This window comes from Rhizobacter sp. P3_B12 (genome assembly GCF_056402895.1).
In genome coordinates this window covers 1-16326 of the sequence record NZ_JBFUGN010000042.1, presented here as the reverse complement: position 1 = coordinate 16326, position 16326 = coordinate 1, and the positions used below count along the sequence as shown (strand labels likewise).

General features: G+C 67.4%; 19 protein-coding genes and 1 pseudogene. 10 read left to right on the top strand and 10 right to left on the bottom strand.

The features are described from left to right. Together AC1D01_RS04535 and AC1D01_RS04530 are read right to left on the bottom strand one after the other, a co-directional pair. On the bottom strand, positions 1 to 504 hold a 504-nt coding region (locus AC1D01_RS04535; protein WP_477864886.1), incomplete at its 3' end, for a spermine/spermidine synthase domain-containing protein. 96 nt (positions 505 to 600) lie between these two features. Then, positions 601 to 1344 (bottom strand): YoaK family protein, encoded by a 744-nt coding sequence (locus AC1D01_RS04530; RefSeq protein WP_477864885.1) that lies wholly within the window; start codon positions 1342 to 1344, stop codon positions 601 to 603. Positions 1345 to 1508: 164 nt separating this feature from the next. Here AC1D01_RS04530 and AC1D01_RS04525 point away from each other — a divergent pair, with 164 nt between their 5' ends. The 7 genes and pseudogenes from AC1D01_RS04525 (at position 1509) to AC1D01_RS04495 (ending at position 6739) form a co-directional block, all read left to right on the top strand. After that, on the top strand, positions 1509 to 1709 hold the full coding sequence (locus tag AC1D01_RS04525) for a CopG family transcriptional regulator (RefSeq protein WP_477864884.1): 201 nt from the start codon (positions 1509 to 1511) through the stop codon (positions 1707 to 1709). A gap of 741 nt (positions 1710 to 2450) precedes the next feature. Then, positions 2451 to 3020 (top strand): nuclear transport factor 2 family protein, encoded by a 570-nt coding sequence (locus AC1D01_RS04520; RefSeq protein WP_477864883.1) that lies wholly within the window; start codon positions 2451 to 2453, stop codon positions 3018 to 3020. 35 nt (positions 3021 to 3055) lie between these two features. Continuing rightward, positions 3056 to 4304: pseudogene (locus AC1D01_RS04515) on the top strand (M20/M25/M40 family metallo-hydrolase). Positions 4305 to 4457: 153 nt separating this feature from the next. Next, positions 4458 to 5114: an FMN-binding negative transcriptional regulator gene (locus AC1D01_RS04510; protein ID WP_477864882.1), complete on the top strand. Its 657-nt coding sequence runs from the start codon at positions 4458 to 4460 to the stop codon at positions 5112 to 5114. Positions 5115 to 5251: 137 nt separating this feature from the next. Beyond that, complete coding sequence (locus tag AC1D01_RS04505; protein ID WP_477864881.1) at positions 5252 to 5770, top strand: nuclear transport factor 2 family protein; 519 nt, start codon at positions 5252 to 5254, stop codon at positions 5768 to 5770. 7 nt (positions 5771 to 5777) lie between these two features. After that, positions 5778 to 6476 carry a DsbA family protein gene (locus AC1D01_RS04500; protein WP_477864880.1) on the top strand — a complete coding sequence of 233 codons (699 nt, stop codon included), beginning with the start codon at positions 5778 to 5780 and terminating at the stop codon, positions 6474 to 6476. A gap of 14 nt (positions 6477 to 6490) precedes the next feature. Continuing rightward, the gene (locus AC1D01_RS04495; protein WP_477864879.1) at positions 6491 to 6739 is read left to right on the top strand and encodes a hypothetical protein; all 249 of its coding nucleotides are present in this window, start codon (positions 6491 to 6493) and stop codon (positions 6737 to 6739) included. Positions 6740 to 6759: 20 nt separating this feature from the next. On the opposite strand, the gene AC1D01_RS04490 is transcribed toward AC1D01_RS04495, so the two are convergent. The 4 genes from AC1D01_RS04490 to AC1D01_RS04475 are packed head-to-tail and all read right to left on the bottom strand — an operon-like array spanning position 6760 to position 12300. After that, on the bottom strand, positions 6760 to 7494 hold the full coding sequence (locus AC1D01_RS04490) for a MipA/OmpV family protein (protein WP_477864878.1): 735 nt from the start codon (positions 7492 to 7494) through the stop codon (positions 6760 to 6762). Next, on the bottom strand, positions 7491 to 10631 hold the full coding sequence (locus AC1D01_RS04485; protein ID WP_477864877.1) for an efflux RND transporter permease subunit: 3141 nt from the start codon (positions 10629 to 10631) through the stop codon (positions 7491 to 7493). The genes AC1D01_RS04490 and AC1D01_RS04485 overlap by 4 nt, the downstream gene beginning before the upstream one ends. Beyond that, positions 10628 to 11719 carry an efflux RND transporter periplasmic adaptor subunit gene (locus AC1D01_RS04480; protein ID WP_477864876.1) on the bottom strand — a complete coding sequence of 364 codons (1092 nt, stop codon included), beginning with the start codon at positions 11717 to 11719 and terminating at the stop codon, positions 10628 to 10630. The genes AC1D01_RS04485 and AC1D01_RS04480 overlap by 4 nt, the downstream gene beginning before the upstream one ends. Before the next feature lie 26 nt (positions 11720 to 11745). Continuing rightward, complete coding sequence (locus AC1D01_RS04475) at positions 11746 to 12300, bottom strand: TetR/AcrR family transcriptional regulator (protein WP_477864875.1); 555 nt, start codon at positions 12298 to 12300, stop codon at positions 11746 to 11748. An 81-nt stretch (positions 12301 to 12381) separates the two neighbouring features. Between AC1D01_RS04475 and AC1D01_RS04470 the strand changes: the two genes are divergently transcribed. After that, positions 12382 to 13755: a TolC family protein gene (locus AC1D01_RS04470; protein WP_477864874.1), complete on the top strand. Its 1374-nt coding sequence runs from the start codon at positions 12382 to 12384 to the stop codon at positions 13753 to 13755. Positions 13756 to 13805: 50 nt separating this feature from the next. On the opposite strand, the gene AC1D01_RS04465 is transcribed toward AC1D01_RS04470, so the two are convergent. Beyond that, positions 13806 to 14336: a hypothetical protein gene (locus tag AC1D01_RS04465; RefSeq protein ID WP_477864873.1), complete on the bottom strand. Its 531-nt coding sequence runs from the start codon at positions 14334 to 14336 to the stop codon at positions 13806 to 13808. A gap of 32 nt (positions 14337 to 14368) precedes the next feature. On the opposite strand from AC1D01_RS04465, the gene AC1D01_RS04460 reads away from it, so the two are divergent. Together AC1D01_RS04460 and AC1D01_RS04455 are read left to right on the top strand one after the other, a co-directional pair. Further along, positions 14369 to 14788 carry a VOC family protein gene (locus AC1D01_RS04460; protein WP_477864872.1) on the top strand — a complete coding sequence of 140 codons (420 nt, stop codon included), beginning with the start codon at positions 14369 to 14371 and terminating at the stop codon, positions 14786 to 14788. 34 nt (positions 14789 to 14822) lie between these two features. Beyond that, on the top strand, positions 14823 to 15320 hold the full coding sequence (locus tag AC1D01_RS04455) for a hypothetical protein (RefSeq protein WP_477864871.1): 498 nt from the start codon (positions 14823 to 14825) through the stop codon (positions 15318 to 15320). Here AC1D01_RS04455 and AC1D01_RS04450 read toward each other — a convergent pair. From AC1D01_RS04450 to AC1D01_RS04440, 3 genes are read right to left on the bottom strand one after another with little or no spacing between them, the layout of a single operon-like run. Then, positions 15284 to 15832 (bottom strand): cytochrome b/b6 domain-containing protein, encoded by a 549-nt coding sequence (locus tag AC1D01_RS04450; protein ID WP_477864870.1) that lies wholly within the window; start codon positions 15830 to 15832, stop codon positions 15284 to 15286. The two genes, AC1D01_RS04455 and AC1D01_RS04450, sit on opposite strands and share 37 nt — an antisense overlap. A gap of 4 nt (positions 15833 to 15836) precedes the next feature. Then, complete coding sequence (locus tag AC1D01_RS04445) at positions 15837 to 16112, bottom strand: PepSY domain-containing protein (RefSeq protein WP_477864869.1); 276 nt, start codon at positions 16110 to 16112, stop codon at positions 15837 to 15839. Between the two features lie 40 nt (positions 16113 to 16152). Continuing rightward, entirely contained in the window at positions 16153 to 16257 is a 105-nt protein-coding gene (locus AC1D01_RS04440; RefSeq protein ID WP_477864887.1) for a helix-turn-helix domain-containing protein, read from the bottom strand. Positions 16258 to 16326 lie beyond the last annotated feature (69 nt).

The following is a 16326-nucleotide window of genomic DNA, read 5'->3' as shown; positions in this document are numbered from 1 at the left end:
GACCACCATCAGGCCGTCGGGTTGCAGTGCGTCGTAGCAATCGTCGTAGAAGCGCTGAGAGCACAGCGCCGGTGGCTGGCCCTCGTAATCGAAACCGTCCACCAGCAAGACGTCCAGCCGATACGGTGCAGAGCGAACGAATTCCGCACCGTCGCCGCGGCGCACCTTGAAGCGTTCGTCATCGCGTGGCACCTGGAATTCATCGCGCAAGGCAATCACATGCGGATTGATCTCGATCACCTTGATGCGGGTAGTGGGCAGATAGCGGTGGCAGAACTTTGCCATCGAGCCGCCTCCTAGCCCGATCATGGCCAGGGTGGCGGGCTCGTGGTTGAACAGCAGGAAGCCCATCATCGTGCGCGTGTATGCGAGATCCAGTGCATTCGGGCGCAAGGTCTGCATGCGGCTCTGGATTTCGGAGATGGTGAAGTGCAAGGCCTTTGAGGTCAACGTTTCGTAGACGAAGGGCTTGACGTATTGGTTGCTGTCAGCGGAGTCAGGCATTTTCTGAGCGCCTGGGGGCGCATGCTGGGATACGGAAGAGCGGCATGTGTGCGCCTGGGGATGGGGTCATGCCGGTTCGAAGAATTGGCCCCTGACCTAAGCCCGCTGGATGTCGACGATCAAGGGCGGCGACGCCATGATGACCAGCAGCAACGCAAGAGGAAGCGTGGCAGAAAAGCCGAAATGCTTGAAGGCCACGGCACCCACCAAGCCGCCGACAAAGAACAAGCCCAGTACGAGCGCGTGGATGAACAGCTTGTCGCGGTTGGCCCGGACGAAATGGATCTCGTTGGCCGTGTTGATGCGGTTCCAGTAGATCAGCCGTCCCAATTCGATGCCCAGGTCGGTCACCACACCGGTCATATGGGTGGTCCGAATCTCCGCCTGGGAAAGCTTGGTGACGATGGCGTTCTGCAGGCCCATGATGAAGCACAGGAGCAGCACCGCGGTTGGCACGAGCAAGTGCCCGAGCGACTGGAGATTGGCGCCCACCAGGCCGAACAACAACAAGAGTCCAGCTTCCAACAGCAAGGCCAAGGCGTACTTGCTGTCCATCTGACGTCGACGCGCCCAGTTGATCAGCAGGGCGGTGCATGCGGCACCGGACACGAAGGCCATCAGCGACACCGCGCCGACCAGTGCCAGCGCAAATCCACCTGTGGCCAAGTCGTCTGCGACGCCGGAAACAATGCCCGTCATGTGCGAGGTGTAGCGCTGCACTGCCAAGAATCCCCCTGCATTGATGGCCCCGGCGACGAACGCCAGGATCCCGCCGAGCTGGCGATCGGCCGCTCGGGTGCGATGGTTTCCGGTCAAGCGCAGCAGGAAGTGGAGTGCCATGGTCGAGAAGGAGCGGGCCAATGGCCCGTCAAGAACGGAAGGATCGGGTTGCCCTGGCTGACGAGGCGGTGTGACCTGCAACGCGTCGCTGATTTCAGGGCGCTCCAATCTAATTTGCTTCACATACGATTGCAATTATAATTTGATTAACATATGGAGCATGTATGGAGCAAAAAACTGCCCGCCTAACGGTCTTGATCGATCCGGCAAAGAAGAAGGCTTTCGAAGCCCTGTGCGCGAAGCAGGACGTCACCCCATCCCAGGTGGTTCGCCGCCTCATTCGCGAGTACCTCAGCGCCCACGGCGCGAGCTTTGTGCCCAGCGGGACCGAGGAGGCGACTGGAGCCGATGCTCAGCGCTCATGAGCGCATGAGGCCGTGTCGATGTGATCGGTGCCCGGCAAGCATGGGTCATGCAGCTCATGTCAAACGATGAGCGACCGCTGTTTGCCCTCGAGATCGGCGACCTGAATGTCAGCAGTGGGTCGATAGCTCCAGTTCGCGCACGCGCGCAGCGGACGTTCAACGTCCTCTGATTCACTGGCGGCACGGCGCGTCGACTAGCGCCCTCGAGTGGCACGTCGCTTGAACGGTCGTTCAGCTGACTCCCGAACGCTGCAGCGACCGCTTTGAGGCAGCAAGCAGCCGGTCGATAGCGCGAGGCGAACGACGGCAACCGCCGCATAGCGGCCGGAGATGTGGGGGATTTTTGGGGGACTGGCTGGTGCGAGGCAACGCACACCAGGGCAATGGTGCGACTCTCTTCCAAGAGCCGAACCTTATGAATCAACAAGTTACGCGCGGCGGCAGAACTACGAACCAAGGCGTCGCGCACGGACCTGGTGACGTAGCCACTGCGTAGCTACGCCAGTCGCCTGTCAGAGATCCAACACGCCCCGCCGCTCCCTCCCTCATAGTGCGCGTGCCCCATGGCCGGGTATCGAAAGGGAGCGGTAACCGTCTCATAATCCTTTGGTCGTTGGTTCAAGTCCAACACGGCCTACCAATGCGATCAAGGTCTTGGCGCTGTTTGCCAGGAGTCCCGATCTTCCGGCGCAGCCGCAGCGCAGCCAAAGAACGCATCCAGTCGCAGGGCCGCGCCCTGCAATGCTTCTGGCGCTGCGTGCGCATACCGCTCGACCATATCGTGCCAGTCTTCCAGCCGCCGAGCCGCTGCAGCTCATGGGTCGGCGTTCCGGCCCGTCTTTCGACATCATGGTGAACAAAACGGAGAATCGAATGCCCCCGCCCCTCACCCCGAAAGAAGTGTTCCTCGCATTGGTCAACGGCGTCGCGGAGGGCCGCTGGGATGAGTTGCCCGACCTTTATGCCGAGCAGACCGACGTCGTGCACCCGTTTCACCCGCTTCGCGCCCCCGCCCTGCGCACCCGGGACGAGCTGCGCGAACACTTCCGGCCCAACGATGCCAGCCCGCGGCTGAACCGCAAGGCGACCAACATCGTCGTCCACGAGACGAAGGACCCCGAAGTCATCATCGCCGAGTTCGAGTACCAGGGGACCGTGGAGGGCGCGGATGAGCCGTTCTCGATTCCCGGCATCTTCGTGATCCGGGTGCGCGACGGCCAGATCGTGAGCTCGCGCGACTACCTCGACCACCTCACCTCCGCGCGCGTCCGTGGCCAGCTGGACTGGCTCGTCGCGGCGATGAAGGCATGATGGCTGCATCCAGTGACCGACAAGGAGTGGACCCGATGGACGGACAAGCCACCCGGATGCAGCGAGCTGCCCTGCCCTTTGCCGCAGCGCTGGCGCTGTTTGCCGCGCAGGCCAATGCGGCGGACCTGACGGCGCAGCAGCAGCTGTTCCGCTCCATCTACCAGGAGCTGGTCGAGATCAACACCACGGATTCGGAGGGCGACACCACCCTGGCGGCGCAGGCCATGCACAAGCGCCTGCTCGACGCCGGCTTCACGGCCGCCGAGGTGGAGATGATCGCGCCCTTCCCGCGCAAGGGCAACCTGGTGGCGCGCTACAAAGGCAGCGGTGCGAAGAAGCCCCTGCTGCTGCTGGCCCACATCGACGTGGTCGAGGCCAAGCGCAGCGACTGGAAGACGGACCCCTTCAAGCTGCAGGAGAAGGACGGCACCTTCACCGCCCGCGGCAGCATCGACGACAAGGCGATGGCGTCGATCTTCGTCTCGGTGCTGGGGCAGTTGAAGAAGGAAGGCTTCGCGCCGAACCGCGACATCGTCCTGGCGCTCACGGCCGACGAGGAGAAAGGCGACACCCCCGCCAACGGGGCCAGCTGGCTGCTGAAGAACCGGCGCGCATGGGTGGAGGCGGAGTTCGGCATCAACGAGGGCGGGCGCGGCGAACTGAAGGACGGCAAACCGCTCTCGCACATCGTGCAGATCGCCGAGAAGACCTACGTGCAGGCCGAGTTCGAGGCGACCGGCCCCGGTGGCCACAGCGCGCGGCCGACGGTGGACAACACCATCTACGACCTGGCGGAGGCGCTGACGCGGCTGCGGCAGTACCAGTTCCCGGTGCGGCTGAACGATGCTGAACGCCGGCCACGCACCCAACGCGCTGGCGCAGAGCGCCAAGGCCAGCGTCAACTGCCGGATGTTGCCCGACGAGGATCTGGGCTTCGTCACCCGCAAGCTCACCGAGATCGCCGGCCCCAAGCTGAAGGTGACGCTGACACGCGAGGGCGAAGCGACGGCGCCCGCTTCGCCGCTGCGGCCCGACGTGATCGGCCCCATTGAGGCAGTGAGCGCCGAGCTGTGGCCCGGCGTGCCGGTGATCCCGACGATGGGCGTGTCCACCACCGACAGCCGTCACTTTCGCGAAGTGGGCATCCCGATGTATGGCGTGTCGGGCCTGTTCGCCGACCCGCTCAACACGGGGGTGCATGGCTTGAACGAGCACATCGGCGTGCAGCGGCTGTACGACGGGCGGGAGTTCATGTATCGGTTGATCAAGAGGCTGGCGCAGTGAGAACCACCCGATACTGACGCAGAAACCTGTCCGGTCTGCGCCTGGCCGATGCTCCGACGGACCGCGAAGCGCGGCGCGAATGTTGGCGGTGAGTTCTGGGGAGCCCCGATCTTCCGGGTGCGATACGCTCTCATTGGAATCTGAGGCACCCCCATGTACGTGAACCCGTCGCACCAACTCACGGATCGCGAAGCGATCTTTTCGTTGATCGCATCCCACCCGCTGGGTGCCTGGGTGTGCCACGGCCGCGAGGGTCTCATCGCGAACCATGTTCCCTTCCTCCTGGATCGCAGCCGCGGGCCGCACGGCACGTTGATCGGGCATGTCGCTCGTGCCAACGGGGTCTGGCGCGAACTGGACGCTGCCACGCCCTCGGTCGTGATGTTCCAGGGGCCGCAGGCCTACATCACACCGGGCTGGTACCCGGGCAAGACGGAGCACGGCCAGGTCGTGCCCACCTGGAACTACGTGGTGGCGCACGCCCACGGCGTTGCGCGCGCGATCGAGGACCGTGAATGGATGCTCGACATGCTGAGCCGGCTCACCGACGCTCACGAGGCTCGCCAGTCGGCGCCGTGGTCCGTGAGCGACGCGCCCCGCTCGTTCATCGACAAGCTGATGGGCGTCATCGTCGGAATCGAGCTGCCGATCGAACGACTGGAAGGCAAGCTGAAGGTCAGCCAGGACGAAGCGATCCAGGACCGACGCGGAACCGTGCAGGGTCTGCACAAGAAGCCGGGCGACGAGGCGGAGGCGGTGGCCGATCTCGTCGTCAAGGCGATGGAGGCGGATGCAGCCAGGCGGGCGTGACTCAAGCCTTGAACGCAGTGATGCGTCCACGGATTGATTCGATCAAGTTGACAATCTTTTGAGCAAAGCGGCGTTTATCCATCGCATCCGGCTCACTACAGTCTGCCCACCGACAACCGCACTCGCTGGAGCATCCGATGACGACCTTCAAGACCCTGGGCCTGGCCCTCCTGCCCGCAGCGACGTGTGCGCTGGCGCTTGCCGCCGCGACGATGCTGCCGGCTGCCCGGGCCGCCGAAGCGAAGCCCGGCACCCAGGCCGCGCCGAAGGCCCACGGCCAGGCCGCAGCGAACAAGGCCCTGGTGCTGAAGGCCTATCAAGGGCTGTTCGGTGACCACGACCTGACCGTCCTTGACCGCTATTGGTCCAAGGACTACATCCAGCACAACCCCTACATCGGCGACGGCACCGAGGCCGTGAAGCAGTTCGTCGAGAAGATCGGGCTGCTCAACGCGCCCAAATCCAGGATCGAGTTCCTGCGGGTGGCGGCCGAGGGCGACCTCGTCTTCGTGCAGACCCGCTCGCCGAAGAGGGGCGACGCGCCGGAGATGGTGATCGTCGACATCTTCCGCGTCGAGAAGGGCCTGATCGCCGAGCACTGGGACGTGATGCAGGCCGTGCCCGCCGACGCCGTCAACAAGCGTCCGATGTACTGAGTGCGCCATGAGCGATCCGACCCTGCACTACATCCACGATCCGCTGTGCGGCTGGTGCTACGGCGCCGCGCCGCTGGTCCGCGCGGCCCGCGACACGCTTCGCGTGCAGGCGCACGGCGGCGGCATGATGGCGGGCGCAGCACGACGTGCGGTCACCCCCGAGTTGCGACAGTTCGTGATGACCCACGACCATCGCATCGCGCAGGCCAGTGGTCAGCCGTTCGGGCAGGCCTACTTCGACGGCCTGCTGCGTGACACCGGCGCCGTGCTGGATTCAGCGCCGCCCATCACCGCGATGCTGGCCGCCGCCGAACAGGCCGGCACCGGATTGGACATGCTGTCGCGCCTGCTGCAGGCGCACTACGTCGAAGGCCGTCGCATCGCCGACCCCGCCGTGCTCGAGCAACTGGCCGCGGCACTCGGGCTGGACGTCGAGGCCTTCGGCATCGCGTACCAGCGCCTCCAGGGCGCTGCCACGCAGGCACACATCGAACAGAGCCGGGCGCTGCTGAGGCGCATCGGTGGCCAGGGCTTCCCGACCTTCGCGCTGGAGCGCGAGGCCCGTTTCACCCTCGTGGACATCGGCCCCTACCTCGGCCAGCCGGAGGCCTGGCGCAGCTGGCTGACGCAGCAGGTGGGTGGTGCCACGGCGGCAGCGACGGGCGACGCGCCCTTGGTCTGCGGCCTCGACGGCTGTGCGCCGTGAACTCGGCTGGTGCCATGAACCCCGCCCATCTTCGTCAGGTCCTGGCTCACCTGCAGGCCGGGCAATGGACCGAGGCGCACAACCTCGTTCAACAGGACGACTCGCCCCTGGCGGCCTGGCTGCACGGCATCCTGCACGTTCAGGAGGGTGACCTGGAAGACGCCGAGTATTGGTACGGGAAGGCCGGCCGGCATTTCCGCAGCCGCGGGACGCTCGCTGAAGAGCTGAAAAGTTTCGAGGCCACCTTCCCGTTCACGCCCTGACGATATGTCAGCCCCCCGCCTCAGAAGCGGTAGCTCACGGCCAGCAGCAGCGAACTCACGTGAGCTGTGACGACCAGCGGGCTGCGTGCGATCGAATCGTCGGCAAAGGTCCGCCGCACGTAGGCGTCGAGATACCACCGGTCCGCGAGCCGCGCCTCGACCATGGCGCCGACGTAGGGGTTCAAGGCGGACCCCGGTTGATACGCCTGCCCCAGCGCTGCGGCATCGGCGCTCCTCGTGCCGCGGTAGTAGCCCGTGTAGGCCCGGGACTGGTATTCGGCGCCCAGCTCCGGGTAGACGGTGACCCGCCCCAGCGGCAACTCGGCCAGGTAGCGCGCCTGCACGAGGTTCCCACCAGACTTGCCGAGGTCGTGCAACACCTGCAGCCCGAACGCGCCGATCGGCGTGATCTGCAGCGTGCCCAGGCCCAGCGGCAGCGAATCCTGGCGCCGGCTCAGCACCGTCGAATCGTAGCCATCGCCGCGGTACTGGCCGACGAGCTCGACATGGCCGTAGCCCAGCGGAAATGCCTTGATGCCGAAGGTGTCGACGCGGGCGAAGACGGGGCCGTACTCGAAGTTCAGGTACGGCAGGGCCTCGGTCTTCGGCTGCACGCCACGTGTCTGGGTCTGCGAACGCATCGCGCCGAGGCCGATGTCGCCTTCCAGGCGTGGTTCGGCGGCCGCGACGGGACCTGCTTGCGTGAGCGAGACGGCCAGCACGAGAAGGGGTGAGACGAACTGGCGTGGATTCATGTCGTTGCAGAGGGAGAAGAATCAGCAGGGAAAGCGGTCGAAGGGGATGTAGCAGGGGTGCCGTCCGCGCGCGCCAGCCAGCGCGCGAGCCGCCCGCCGAACAGCAGCTCGTACAGCACCGGCACCAGCCCGAGGGTGACCAGCGTGCCCAGTGCCAGGCCGCCGATGATGGTGACCGCCATGCCCGACCACAGCGGCCCGCCGAACAGCAGCAGCGGGACCAGGCCGGCGACGCAGGTCAGCTTGGTCATGACGATCGGCCGCAGCCGCTGCACCGCCGAGGCCACCACCGCTTCGCGCATCGCGCGGCCGGCGTGCAGTTCGGCCTCGATGCGCTCGAGCAGCAGCACGGCGTTGTTGACGATGATGCCGGCCAGCGAGAGCAGGCCGAAGTTGGCCATGAAGCCCAGCGGCTCGCCGGCGAGTTTCAACGCGGGGGCCACGCCGATCAGTGCGAACGGGATGATGGCGAGGATCAGCGCCAGCTTGCGGAACGAGCCGAACTGCCAGACGAAGAGGATCAGCATCGCCACCACGGCGTGCGGCAGGTAGTCGCCGAGCGCGGCGTTGGCCTCGGCCGCGTCTTCGATCTCGGCACCCAGCTCGATGCGGTAGCCCGGCGGCAGCGCGAGCGCTGCCACGGTCGGCGCGAGTCGGTCCACCACCTGCTGCGCGGTCTGCGTTTCGCTGCGGCCCTGCACGGTCAGCGTGCGCGACAGGTCGCGGCGGCGAATGACCGAGGGCTCCGAGTTGACCGTGAGCGTCGCCACCGCCGACAACGGCACCGGCGCGGCACCGGAGGCCGGGTAGACCAGGCTGTTCACCACCTCCTCGGGCCGCTGGCGCTCGGCCTCGGAGCCGCGCACGACCAGCGGCACCAGCGTGTCGCCGTCGCGCAGCGCCGAGACGGCCAGGCCGCTGAAGCGCGCACCCAGCGAGGTGGCCACGTCCTCACTGGTGATGCCCAGGCGCCGCGCCTTGCGCTGGTCGATCTGCACGTCCAGGCGCGGCACGCGGCCGTCCCAGTCGTCGCGCACGCCGACCACGCCGGGCACGCCGCGCAGCGCGGTCTGCAGCTGCTCGCCCAGTCGGCGCAACTCGTGCTCGTCCGGGCCGGCGATGCGGTAGGCCACGGTGCCGGCGTCGGTCGCGCCCAGCGAGAAGCGCTTCACATCGGCGCGCAGCTCCGGGTGGGCCTGTGCCAGCCAGGCACGGGTGCGCACGATCATCGGGTCGAGCGCCTCCTTGCCGTTCACGCCCACGGTGAAGTAGCCGATGTGCGAAGCCGGCAGCGGCGGGTTCAGTCCGAGGATGATGCGCGGCCCGCCGTCGGCCACGTAGCCGATGCTGGTCGTCACCTCGGGGTTGGCCTTCCTGTCGGCCAACCAGCGGCTGATGGCCTGCACGGTGGAGAGCGTGGCACGCGAATCGCTGCCGGGCTGCAGTTCGATGGCGATCTGGTACTGCGGCCGGTCGGACGGCGGCAGGAAGCCCGCGGGCACGCTGGCCAGCATGGCCATCGCGAGCGTGAACATCACCCCCATCGCGCCAAGGAACACCGCCTTGTGGTCGAGCACCTGGCCGATGACGCGCCGGTAGCCGCGGTAGAAACGCGACTCGGCGGCCGGCTCGCCCTGTGCGGCGTGGTGCGAAGGCTGGAGGAAGTGGTAGCACAGCAGCGGCGTCACCGTCAGGCAGAACAGCCACGAGCCCAGCAGCGACAGCGCGAGCACGATCACCAGCGGTCGCAGGTACTCGTTGATCGAGGTGTGGCCGAAGAAGAACGGCGAGAACGCGAAGATGATCACCAGCGACGAGGTGAGCAGCGGGATGGCCAGCGTGCGGCCCGCATCGATGCAGGCCTGGCGACGGGCTTCGCCGGCCGCGAGGCGCCGTTCGATGTCTTCGGCGATCACGATGCCGTTGTCCACCAGCAGGCCCAGCGCGATGATGATGGCCGCCATCGAGACGTTGTGCAGCTCGATCGACAGCATCTGCATCGCCACCAGCGTGCCCAGGATGGTCAGCGGCACGATGCTGCCGACCACGAGCCCGGCGCGCCAGCCCAGGAACAGCACGACCACCGCCATCACGATGACGATGGTCTCGCCCATCACGCGGTTCATCTTGCCCATCTCGCGCCCGACCACGTCGGCCTGGAAGGTCACGTACTCGAGCGTGAAGCCGGCCGGCAGCAGTTGCTGCAGTTCGGCCACGCGCGCCTTCAGCGCCTGGCCGAAGGCCTGCACGTTCTGGCCCGCGCGCATCGATACACCCAGCACCACGGCCGGCTCGCCCTGGTAGACCGCGGACGATTCCGGCGGATCGGCCGGCAGCACGCGGATGCTGGCGATGTCCGACAGGCGCAGGGTCGCGTCGTGGTGGCCGCCGCGTTCGGGCACGCTCAGCACGACATTGCGCAGCGCCTCCAGCGACCTGATCTCGCCCGAGGCCACCAGCGCGCTGTTCAAACCGCCGAGCACCGCCTGGCCGGCGGAGAGCACGACGTTCTGTTGCTGCAGTTGCTGCAGCACGGCCGGTGCCCCGAGGCCCAGCCCGGCGAGGCGCGCGCGGTCGAACTCGATGTAGACGCGTTCGTCCTGCAGGCCGTGGAAGCTGACGCCCTGCACGCCGGGCAGCTCGTACAGCCGGTCGCGCAGCTGCTTGAGCGGCTGGCGCATCTCGCTCATCGCGAAGCCGGGCGCGGTGACGGCGATGGAGGCCACCGCCACGCGGCCGAAGTCGTCGTTGATGTCCGCCGGCAGCGTGCCGTCCGGAAACTGCGGCGACACCTCGGCCACCTTGGCGCGCAGCTTCTGCCAGACCGCCGGCAGGTCGGACACGCTCTCGTGCGCCGTCACCTGCACGATGACATTGCCGGTGCGCACCACGCTCGCCACGTGCTTCAACTCGGGCAGCTGGCGCAGCCGCTCTTCCAGCGGCCGGGCGACGAGCTGCTCCATGCGCTCGACCGGCAACCCGGGGTTGGCGACGAAGATCATCGCGTCGCGGATGGTGGTGGAAGGCTCCTCCTGCGACGGGAACTTCAGGAAGGCCAGCACGCCGGCCACCAGCACCAGCGCGGCCACGAAGAAGGTCAGCCGGCTGGCGCCGAGCGCCGATTCGGTGAGCCTCATGGTTGCGCTCCGTGCAGCAGCGTCTGCGGCTCCTGCCGCACCACGGCCTGGCCTTCGTTCAGGAAGGCGACGCCGGCGACGACGACCTGGTCGCCTGCGGCCAGGCCCGCCTTCACCGGCAGGCGACCGCCCGGGAGCACGCCGTCGCCGATCTGGATGGCACGGCGCACGAGTTGATGTTTGGTGCTATCGAGCAGGAAGACGCTCGCTGTGCCTGGGCCCGCTCCGGCCAGCAGCGCGGGAGCGGGTACCGAGAGCGCGGCGTTCGCCTTGCGCGGCAGTTCCACCGAGACGACACTGCCGCTGCGCAAGCTCGTGGCGGCACCCGCGATGCGGAAGACTGCCTGTACCAGCGAGCCGTTCTCATTGCGGGTCGAAAGCCGCTCCAGCGTCAGCGGCAGCGAGCCAGCTGTGGCGACCTGGCCCGGCGTGAGATGCGATGCCACCGATTCGGGCAGCATCGCCACCACCTCCAGCGCCTGACCCGCCTCGATCTGCAGTATCGGCTGGCCGGCTGCGATGTCGGTGTGCGGCTGGGCTGCTCGCGCGACGATCTCGCCGTCGAACGGTGCGGTGACGCGCATCAGCGCAAGATCCCGACGTGCCGATGCGAGCGCCGCCTCGGCGGCTTGCAGTTGGCCGGTCGCCAGTTGATGCTGCGTCTGTACCGACTCCAGCGTGGTTGCCGAGACGATCTGGTCCTTCGCGAGCGACTCGTGCTGCCGTAGCTGGGTGCTGCGCTCTGCAAGCACTGTCGCAGCCGAGGCGCGGTCGGCTTCGGCCTTGTCGAGGCGCCAACGAGCTGGCGATTCCTCCAGACGCGCAAGCACCTGGCCAGCACGCACGCGGTCTCCGACGTCGACGAGGATGACGGCAATGCGCCCCGGAGATTCGAAGCCGAGATCGGCGCGCTGACGCGCGCGCAGTGTGCCGATGAAGGCCTCGCTGGCCGTCGTGGTGCCGTCAGCAACAACTTCTACCTTGACGGGGCGCGGCACGACGACGGACGGTGTGGGTTCCTTGGCGCACGCGGTGAGCAGGGCCGCCAGGAGGACGACAACAGCGCCCTTGTGGTGATGCGGTGACATGGTGGTGAATCCGGAAAGGAGGTTGATCAGGTGACGGTCTGAGCGAGCTGCTGCAGCGCCTGGCGCATGGCTTCGCGCTGCCGCTTGYTGAACTGGTGCAGGTTCAGCAGTTCGAGCAGCGAGAGGCCGTCGAGCGCCGCCGTGATGGCGAGCGCGAGGCCAGCCTGCGGGCCGGCGTCGACGAACTCGCCGTACAGGCGGTCATAGGACTGCTGCACGGGGCCGAGCAGGTGCGGATAGCTGGTGACCGCGGCGAGCAGGTTCGTCAGCAGCAGCTTCTCGCTGGCCGGCATGTCGAAGGTGTCGTCGACCAGGGCCTGCAGCAGTGCACTGGTGGTGTCGCCGCGCTTGGCCGCCTTGGCCCGGCTGCGCTGGTCGAGCAGCTCGACCATGCGCTCGACCAGTGCGCCGAGCAGCTCGTCCTTGGTCTTGAAGTGATAGATCAGGCCGCCCTTGGTGACCCCGGCGGCGGCGGCGACGCCTTCGAGCGTCATCTCCTGGACGCTGTGCTTCGAGATCAGTCCGGCAGCGGCGTCGAGCAGCTTTTCGCGTGAGCTGCTGCGCCCGGGTGGGTTGGTCATGCGGGCCTCCTTGAGGATTGAAACTGTACTGTACGTATAGTACAGTAATTGACTCTGACCCGTCAACCCCGGAGATCGCTCATGCCCCCGTTTGCTCGAACCCACCTCGGTGCTGTTGCCGCCTGGCTGCTGGCCTTGGCAGGCTGCGCCACATCCGTCGTGCCCCCTGCGGCCTCGCTCGCGGTGCCTGCCGCGTGGAGCGTCGACACGCCGTCCGCTTCACCTGGAGCCAGTCGTGCCCCCGACGCCTGGTGGCGCGACTTCGGCAGTGCTGAACTCGATGCGTTGATCGACTCCGCGCTGCACGCCAACCGCGACCTGCGCATCGCCGCGGCGCGCGTGGCCCAGGCACGCGCCGGGGTCGACGCGGCCGATGCGGAGCGCCTGCCACAGCTCGGCCTGGCCGCGGGCGCGCGCCGGGGGCGCGATTCGAGCGCGGACCCCAAGGCCGACGTCACCGCTGTCGGCTTTCGTGCCAGTTGGGAGGCGGACCTGTTCGGTGCCAAGGGGCTGGCCAGCACCGCCGCCACGCGCGATGCGCAGGGCGCCGAGCTGGCGCATCAGGCGATGCGCGTGGCCATTGCCGCTGAGGTGGCCACGGCCTGGTTCGAGGTCCAGGCGCTGGCGCAGCGCGAGGCTGTGAGCCTTGACGCTGCCACGACGCTGCAGCGGCAGATCGAGGTGGCGCGGCGCCGCTTCGAGGTCGGTCAATCCAGCGCGCTGGACGTCGACCGGCTCATTGCCGAGCTGCGCCAGGAAGAAGCCAGCGCGGCCCAGCTGCAAGGTGCGCGGCGCAGCCGGCTGCGGCAACTGGCCGTGCTGACGGGTGCGACGCAGCCGGGTMCCGTGTCCGGCAGCACCGCCGCCAGCGCGCCGACCGTGCTCGCGCCGCTGCCCGCCGAACTGCTGGAGCGTCGGCCCGATGTGCAACTGCAGGCCCGCGCGGTCGAGGCCGCCGCGGCGCGTCTCGGCGTGGCCAAGCGAGACCTCTACCCACGCATCCAGCTCGACTGGGCCGGCCGCAAGGAGCGACTGAGTGTGGATGGGGCCAGTGCGTCGCCCGCGCTGGTCGTCGGCTACGGCCTGACGGTGTCGCTGCCGATCCTCGATGGTGGCCGCATCCGCGCGAACATCGCGGTCCACGAGGCGCGGGCCGAGGAGGCCATGGCGGCGTACGAGAAGGCGATGCTGGGTGCACTGGCCGATGCGGACATCGCGCTGGTGCAGCAGGTTGCGGCCGACGCCAGTGTCAGTGCGCTGGAACAGGCGTTGCGTGCCGGCGCCGATGCCTCACGCCGCAGCCGGCGCATGTTCGACGCCGGGCTCGTCGGGCTGGACACCGTGCTCGACGTGCACCGCAGCCACCTGCGTGCGCAAGATGCTCTGCTGCAGGCGCGCGGTGCGCAATGGGCTGCGGCCGTGGCGGTGCGACGGGCCTTTGCCGGCGGGGTCTGAATTCACACGGATTCGTACAGGTCGGCGAACACATGATCGGGCACGGGCTTCTAGCGCAAAGGATTGGCCGGGCAGGCGGGCGGCCACGCGCCGACGTAGCGCCGATTCACGGTCGTGCGGCCCTGGCCATCCACGATGCGCAGTTCGTCGCCGGCCAGCATCACGGTCGAATCGACGGTCCTGGATTTCTCTTCGAGTGTCACCGTGAGTTTCAGGTGGTTGCCGTCGGCGACTTCCCAGGTGGCAGGCAGGAACGGCGTGCCGCGCTGCTTCCACTCCTCGGCTTCGCGGCCACACTTGGGATACATCCGGAAGGTCTTGTCCGCCCGGAACTCCACGAACTGTCGATCGGTGCTGGCCCACTGGCCCGTCAGCGACTGTTCGAGCGGTGCGCTGTCTTGAGCTCCCGCGGTGGCGGCGAGGGACAGCAAGAGCAGGGGAAACAGACGAGAACCAAGCATGGGGTCGAGCCGAGGAAGCAGGACCGGCAACGTTAACGCATCGGGATGCCGATGAGCTTGTCGATCCGGGCGGCCGTCGAACGTCGCATGGATGAAGCCCGCAAACCGCAGACGCTTCATTCAGCCCTCGTTGCACCACCAGGAGAAACCCCGTGACAAAGATGATCTTCGTGAGCCTTCCGGTCACCGACCTCGCAGCCTCGGTCGCCTTCTACAAGGCGCTGGGATTCGAACAGAACCCGCAATTCAGTGACGACACCGCAGCCTGCATGGTCTGGAGCGAGACGATCCACGCGATGCTGCTGACCCACGCCAAATGGCGCACCTTCACCGAGCGGCCGCTTCCACCCGTCGGCACCAGCGGGGTCATGCTGGGCCTGACCGTGGACAGCCGGGAGGCCGTCGACCGGATGAACCAGGCCGCTGCCGCGCACGGTGGCCAGGCCGACGTGAACCCGGTGCAGGACCTCGGCTTCATGTACGGCCGGGATCTGGCCGACCCCGACCAGCACCTGTGGGGCGCGATCTGGATGGATCCCGCGGCGATGCCCTCGGACCATCAGGTGGCGTAGGCCAGAATGGCCGGATCGCGAGACACCAGACGCCATGATCCGAAATCCCTACAGCCCGCCCGCCAGTGCCATGACCGAGGGCCCGAAGGACGAAGCGGTTCGCCGTCCGATATCGGTCTGGATCCTGCTGCTGTTTCTGCTGGCGGGCATCACGCTCTACTGCTGGGGGTTCATCCGCGGCGCTCAGTTCGTGATGGCAGCGCGTATCGGGGCGATCAGTCCGGTCACTGCTGCCTGGATGCTTGCATGGCGGGTGGGAGTCTTCGCCCTGCTGGTGCTGGCGGTTGTCGGCGTGTACCGGCGGCACTGGGCCGGGCGCTGGTTCGGCTTGGCCGTCATTGCAGGTGTCGCGATGTTCTCCATCTTCGGGCACGACACCACGCAGTATGCGAACGACGCGGAGCGCGCCGGCGGGTTCATGGGGCGCATCATCATCTTCCCGGTACTGTTCGCGTGGTGGGCCCATGCGTATGCCTTTTCAGCCAAGGCGAAGCGCTATTTCCTGCCTCGTTCCGCGCGCGCCGCAGCCTGAGGGCGCTTGCGCCCGCTGAGCATCGTCGCGGGCAGGTTCTCGCGCCAGCGCCAGCTCATCACGGCGACGCCGGCCAGGTGCACCACGACCGAGGCCAGCAAGGTGTCCGCGAGCCAGGCGTGCAGGTCGTGCACGCGCTCGTCGCCCCAGAAGGCATCGAGCCGGCTCATCCACCCGGTGAACCCGAGCAGCAGCACCAGCAGCCACAGCAGCCAGACCATCCACAGGCCCAGCGGGTTGTGCGCCAGCGTGCGCGGCGCGCCGCCGCGCAGGTAGGCGAGCGTGTCGCCGATCGAGGGCTTCAGCGCGCGCCAGCCACCCGGGCCCCGGTGCAGCGCCGCCCACAGGCAACGCACCGCCACCACGCCGACGGTGATGTAGCCGGCGAGCCGGTGCCACCAGTCGCCGTCGTCGCGCACGAGATTCAGCACCACCAGCGCCGCGAGACTCCAGTGGCACAGCCGAACGACGACATCCCACACGCGGACGCGGCCATCGGGCAGCGCGGGCATCGGTTCACTTCTCGATTTCGGACTTCACCGGCTCCAGCGTCTTGGCGTCGAAGTAGATCTCGACCTTCTTGCCTTCCTTGTTCTTGCCGTAGATCTCGTAGCAGTTGCCGTCGACCTTGAATTTTTTGATCGTGTAGCCCTGGCCTTCGAGCTTGGCCTTGGCATCGGCTTCCTTCATCCATTCGGCCTTGGGGTAGGCCTTGCAGTCAGCCTTGGCGAAGGCGCTGAGCGGCGCGGCCGCGACGATGCCGATCAGGGCGGCGAGGGTGAGTTGCTTCATGGCGAACCTTTCAACGAAGTCAAGGGTGGAATCGCAGGTTTCAGCGGCCGCCTGGGCGAGCCCTGGCCTGGTGGCGGTACAGCGTGCTGCGATGGATGCCGAGGCGCTTGGCCGCCTCGGCGACGCTGCCTCCGCATTCCGACAGCGCGCGATCGATGGTGTCCTCGACGACGCTCGACAGCGCGGGCTCGGTCGTGACGGCGAGGTGCCGCCG

What these genes read in the sequence shown, in the direction of transcription:
- AC1D01_RS04510 (WP_477864882.1), top strand. Translation starts at nt 4,458, where the DNA reads ATGTACGTGAACCCGTCGCACCAACTCACGGATCGCGAAGCGATCTTT.
- AC1D01_RS04500 (WP_477864880.1), top strand. Translation starts at nt 5,778, where the DNA reads ATGAGCGATCCGACCCTGCACTACATCCACGATCCGCTGTGCGGCTGG.
- AC1D01_RS04480 (WP_477864876.1), bottom strand. Translation starts at nt 11,719, where the DNA reads ATGTCACCGCATCACCACAAGGGCGCTGTTGTCGTCCTCCTGGCGGCC.
- AC1D01_RS04465 (WP_477864873.1), bottom strand. Translation starts at nt 14,336, where the DNA reads ATGAAGCGTCTGCGGTTTGCGGGCTTCATCCATGCGACGTTCGACGGC.
- AC1D01_RS04505 (WP_477864881.1), top strand. Translation starts at nt 5,252, where the DNA reads ATGACGACCTTCAAGACCCTGGGCCTGGCCCTCCTGCCCGCAGCGACG.
- AC1D01_RS04490 (WP_477864878.1), bottom strand. Translation starts at nt 7,494, where the DNA reads ATGAATCCACGCCAGTTCGTCTCACCCCTTCTCGTGCTGGCCGTCTCG.
- AC1D01_RS04495 (WP_477864879.1), top strand. Translation starts at nt 6,491, where the DNA reads ATGAACCCCGCCCATCTTCGTCAGGTCCTGGCTCACCTGCAGGCCGGG.
- AC1D01_RS04450 (WP_477864870.1), bottom strand. Translation starts at nt 15,832, where the DNA reads ATGCCCGCGCTGCCCGATGGCCGCGTCCGCGTGTGGGATGTCGTCGTT.
- AC1D01_RS04445 (WP_477864869.1), bottom strand. Translation starts at nt 16,112, where the DNA reads ATGAAGCAACTCACCCTCGCCGCCCTGATCGGCATCGTCGCGGCCGCG.
- AC1D01_RS04520 (WP_477864883.1), top strand. Translation starts at nt 2,451, where the DNA reads ATGCTTCTGGCGCTGCGTGCGCATACCGCTCGACCATATCGTGCCAGT.
- AC1D01_RS04525 (WP_477864884.1), top strand. Translation starts at nt 1,509, where the DNA reads ATGGAGCAAAAAACTGCCCGCCTAACGGTCTTGATCGATCCGGCAAAG.
- AC1D01_RS04530 (WP_477864885.1), bottom strand. Translation starts at nt 1,344, where the DNA reads ATGGCACTCCACTTCCTGCTGCGCTTGACCGGAAACCATCGCACCCGA.
- AC1D01_RS04485 (WP_477864877.1), bottom strand. Translation starts at nt 10,631, where the DNA reads ATGAGGCTCACCGAATCGGCGCTCGGCGCCAGCCGGCTGACCTTCTTC.
- AC1D01_RS04455 (WP_477864871.1), top strand. Translation starts at nt 14,823, where the DNA reads ATGATCCGAAATCCCTACAGCCCGCCCGCCAGTGCCATGACCGAGGGC.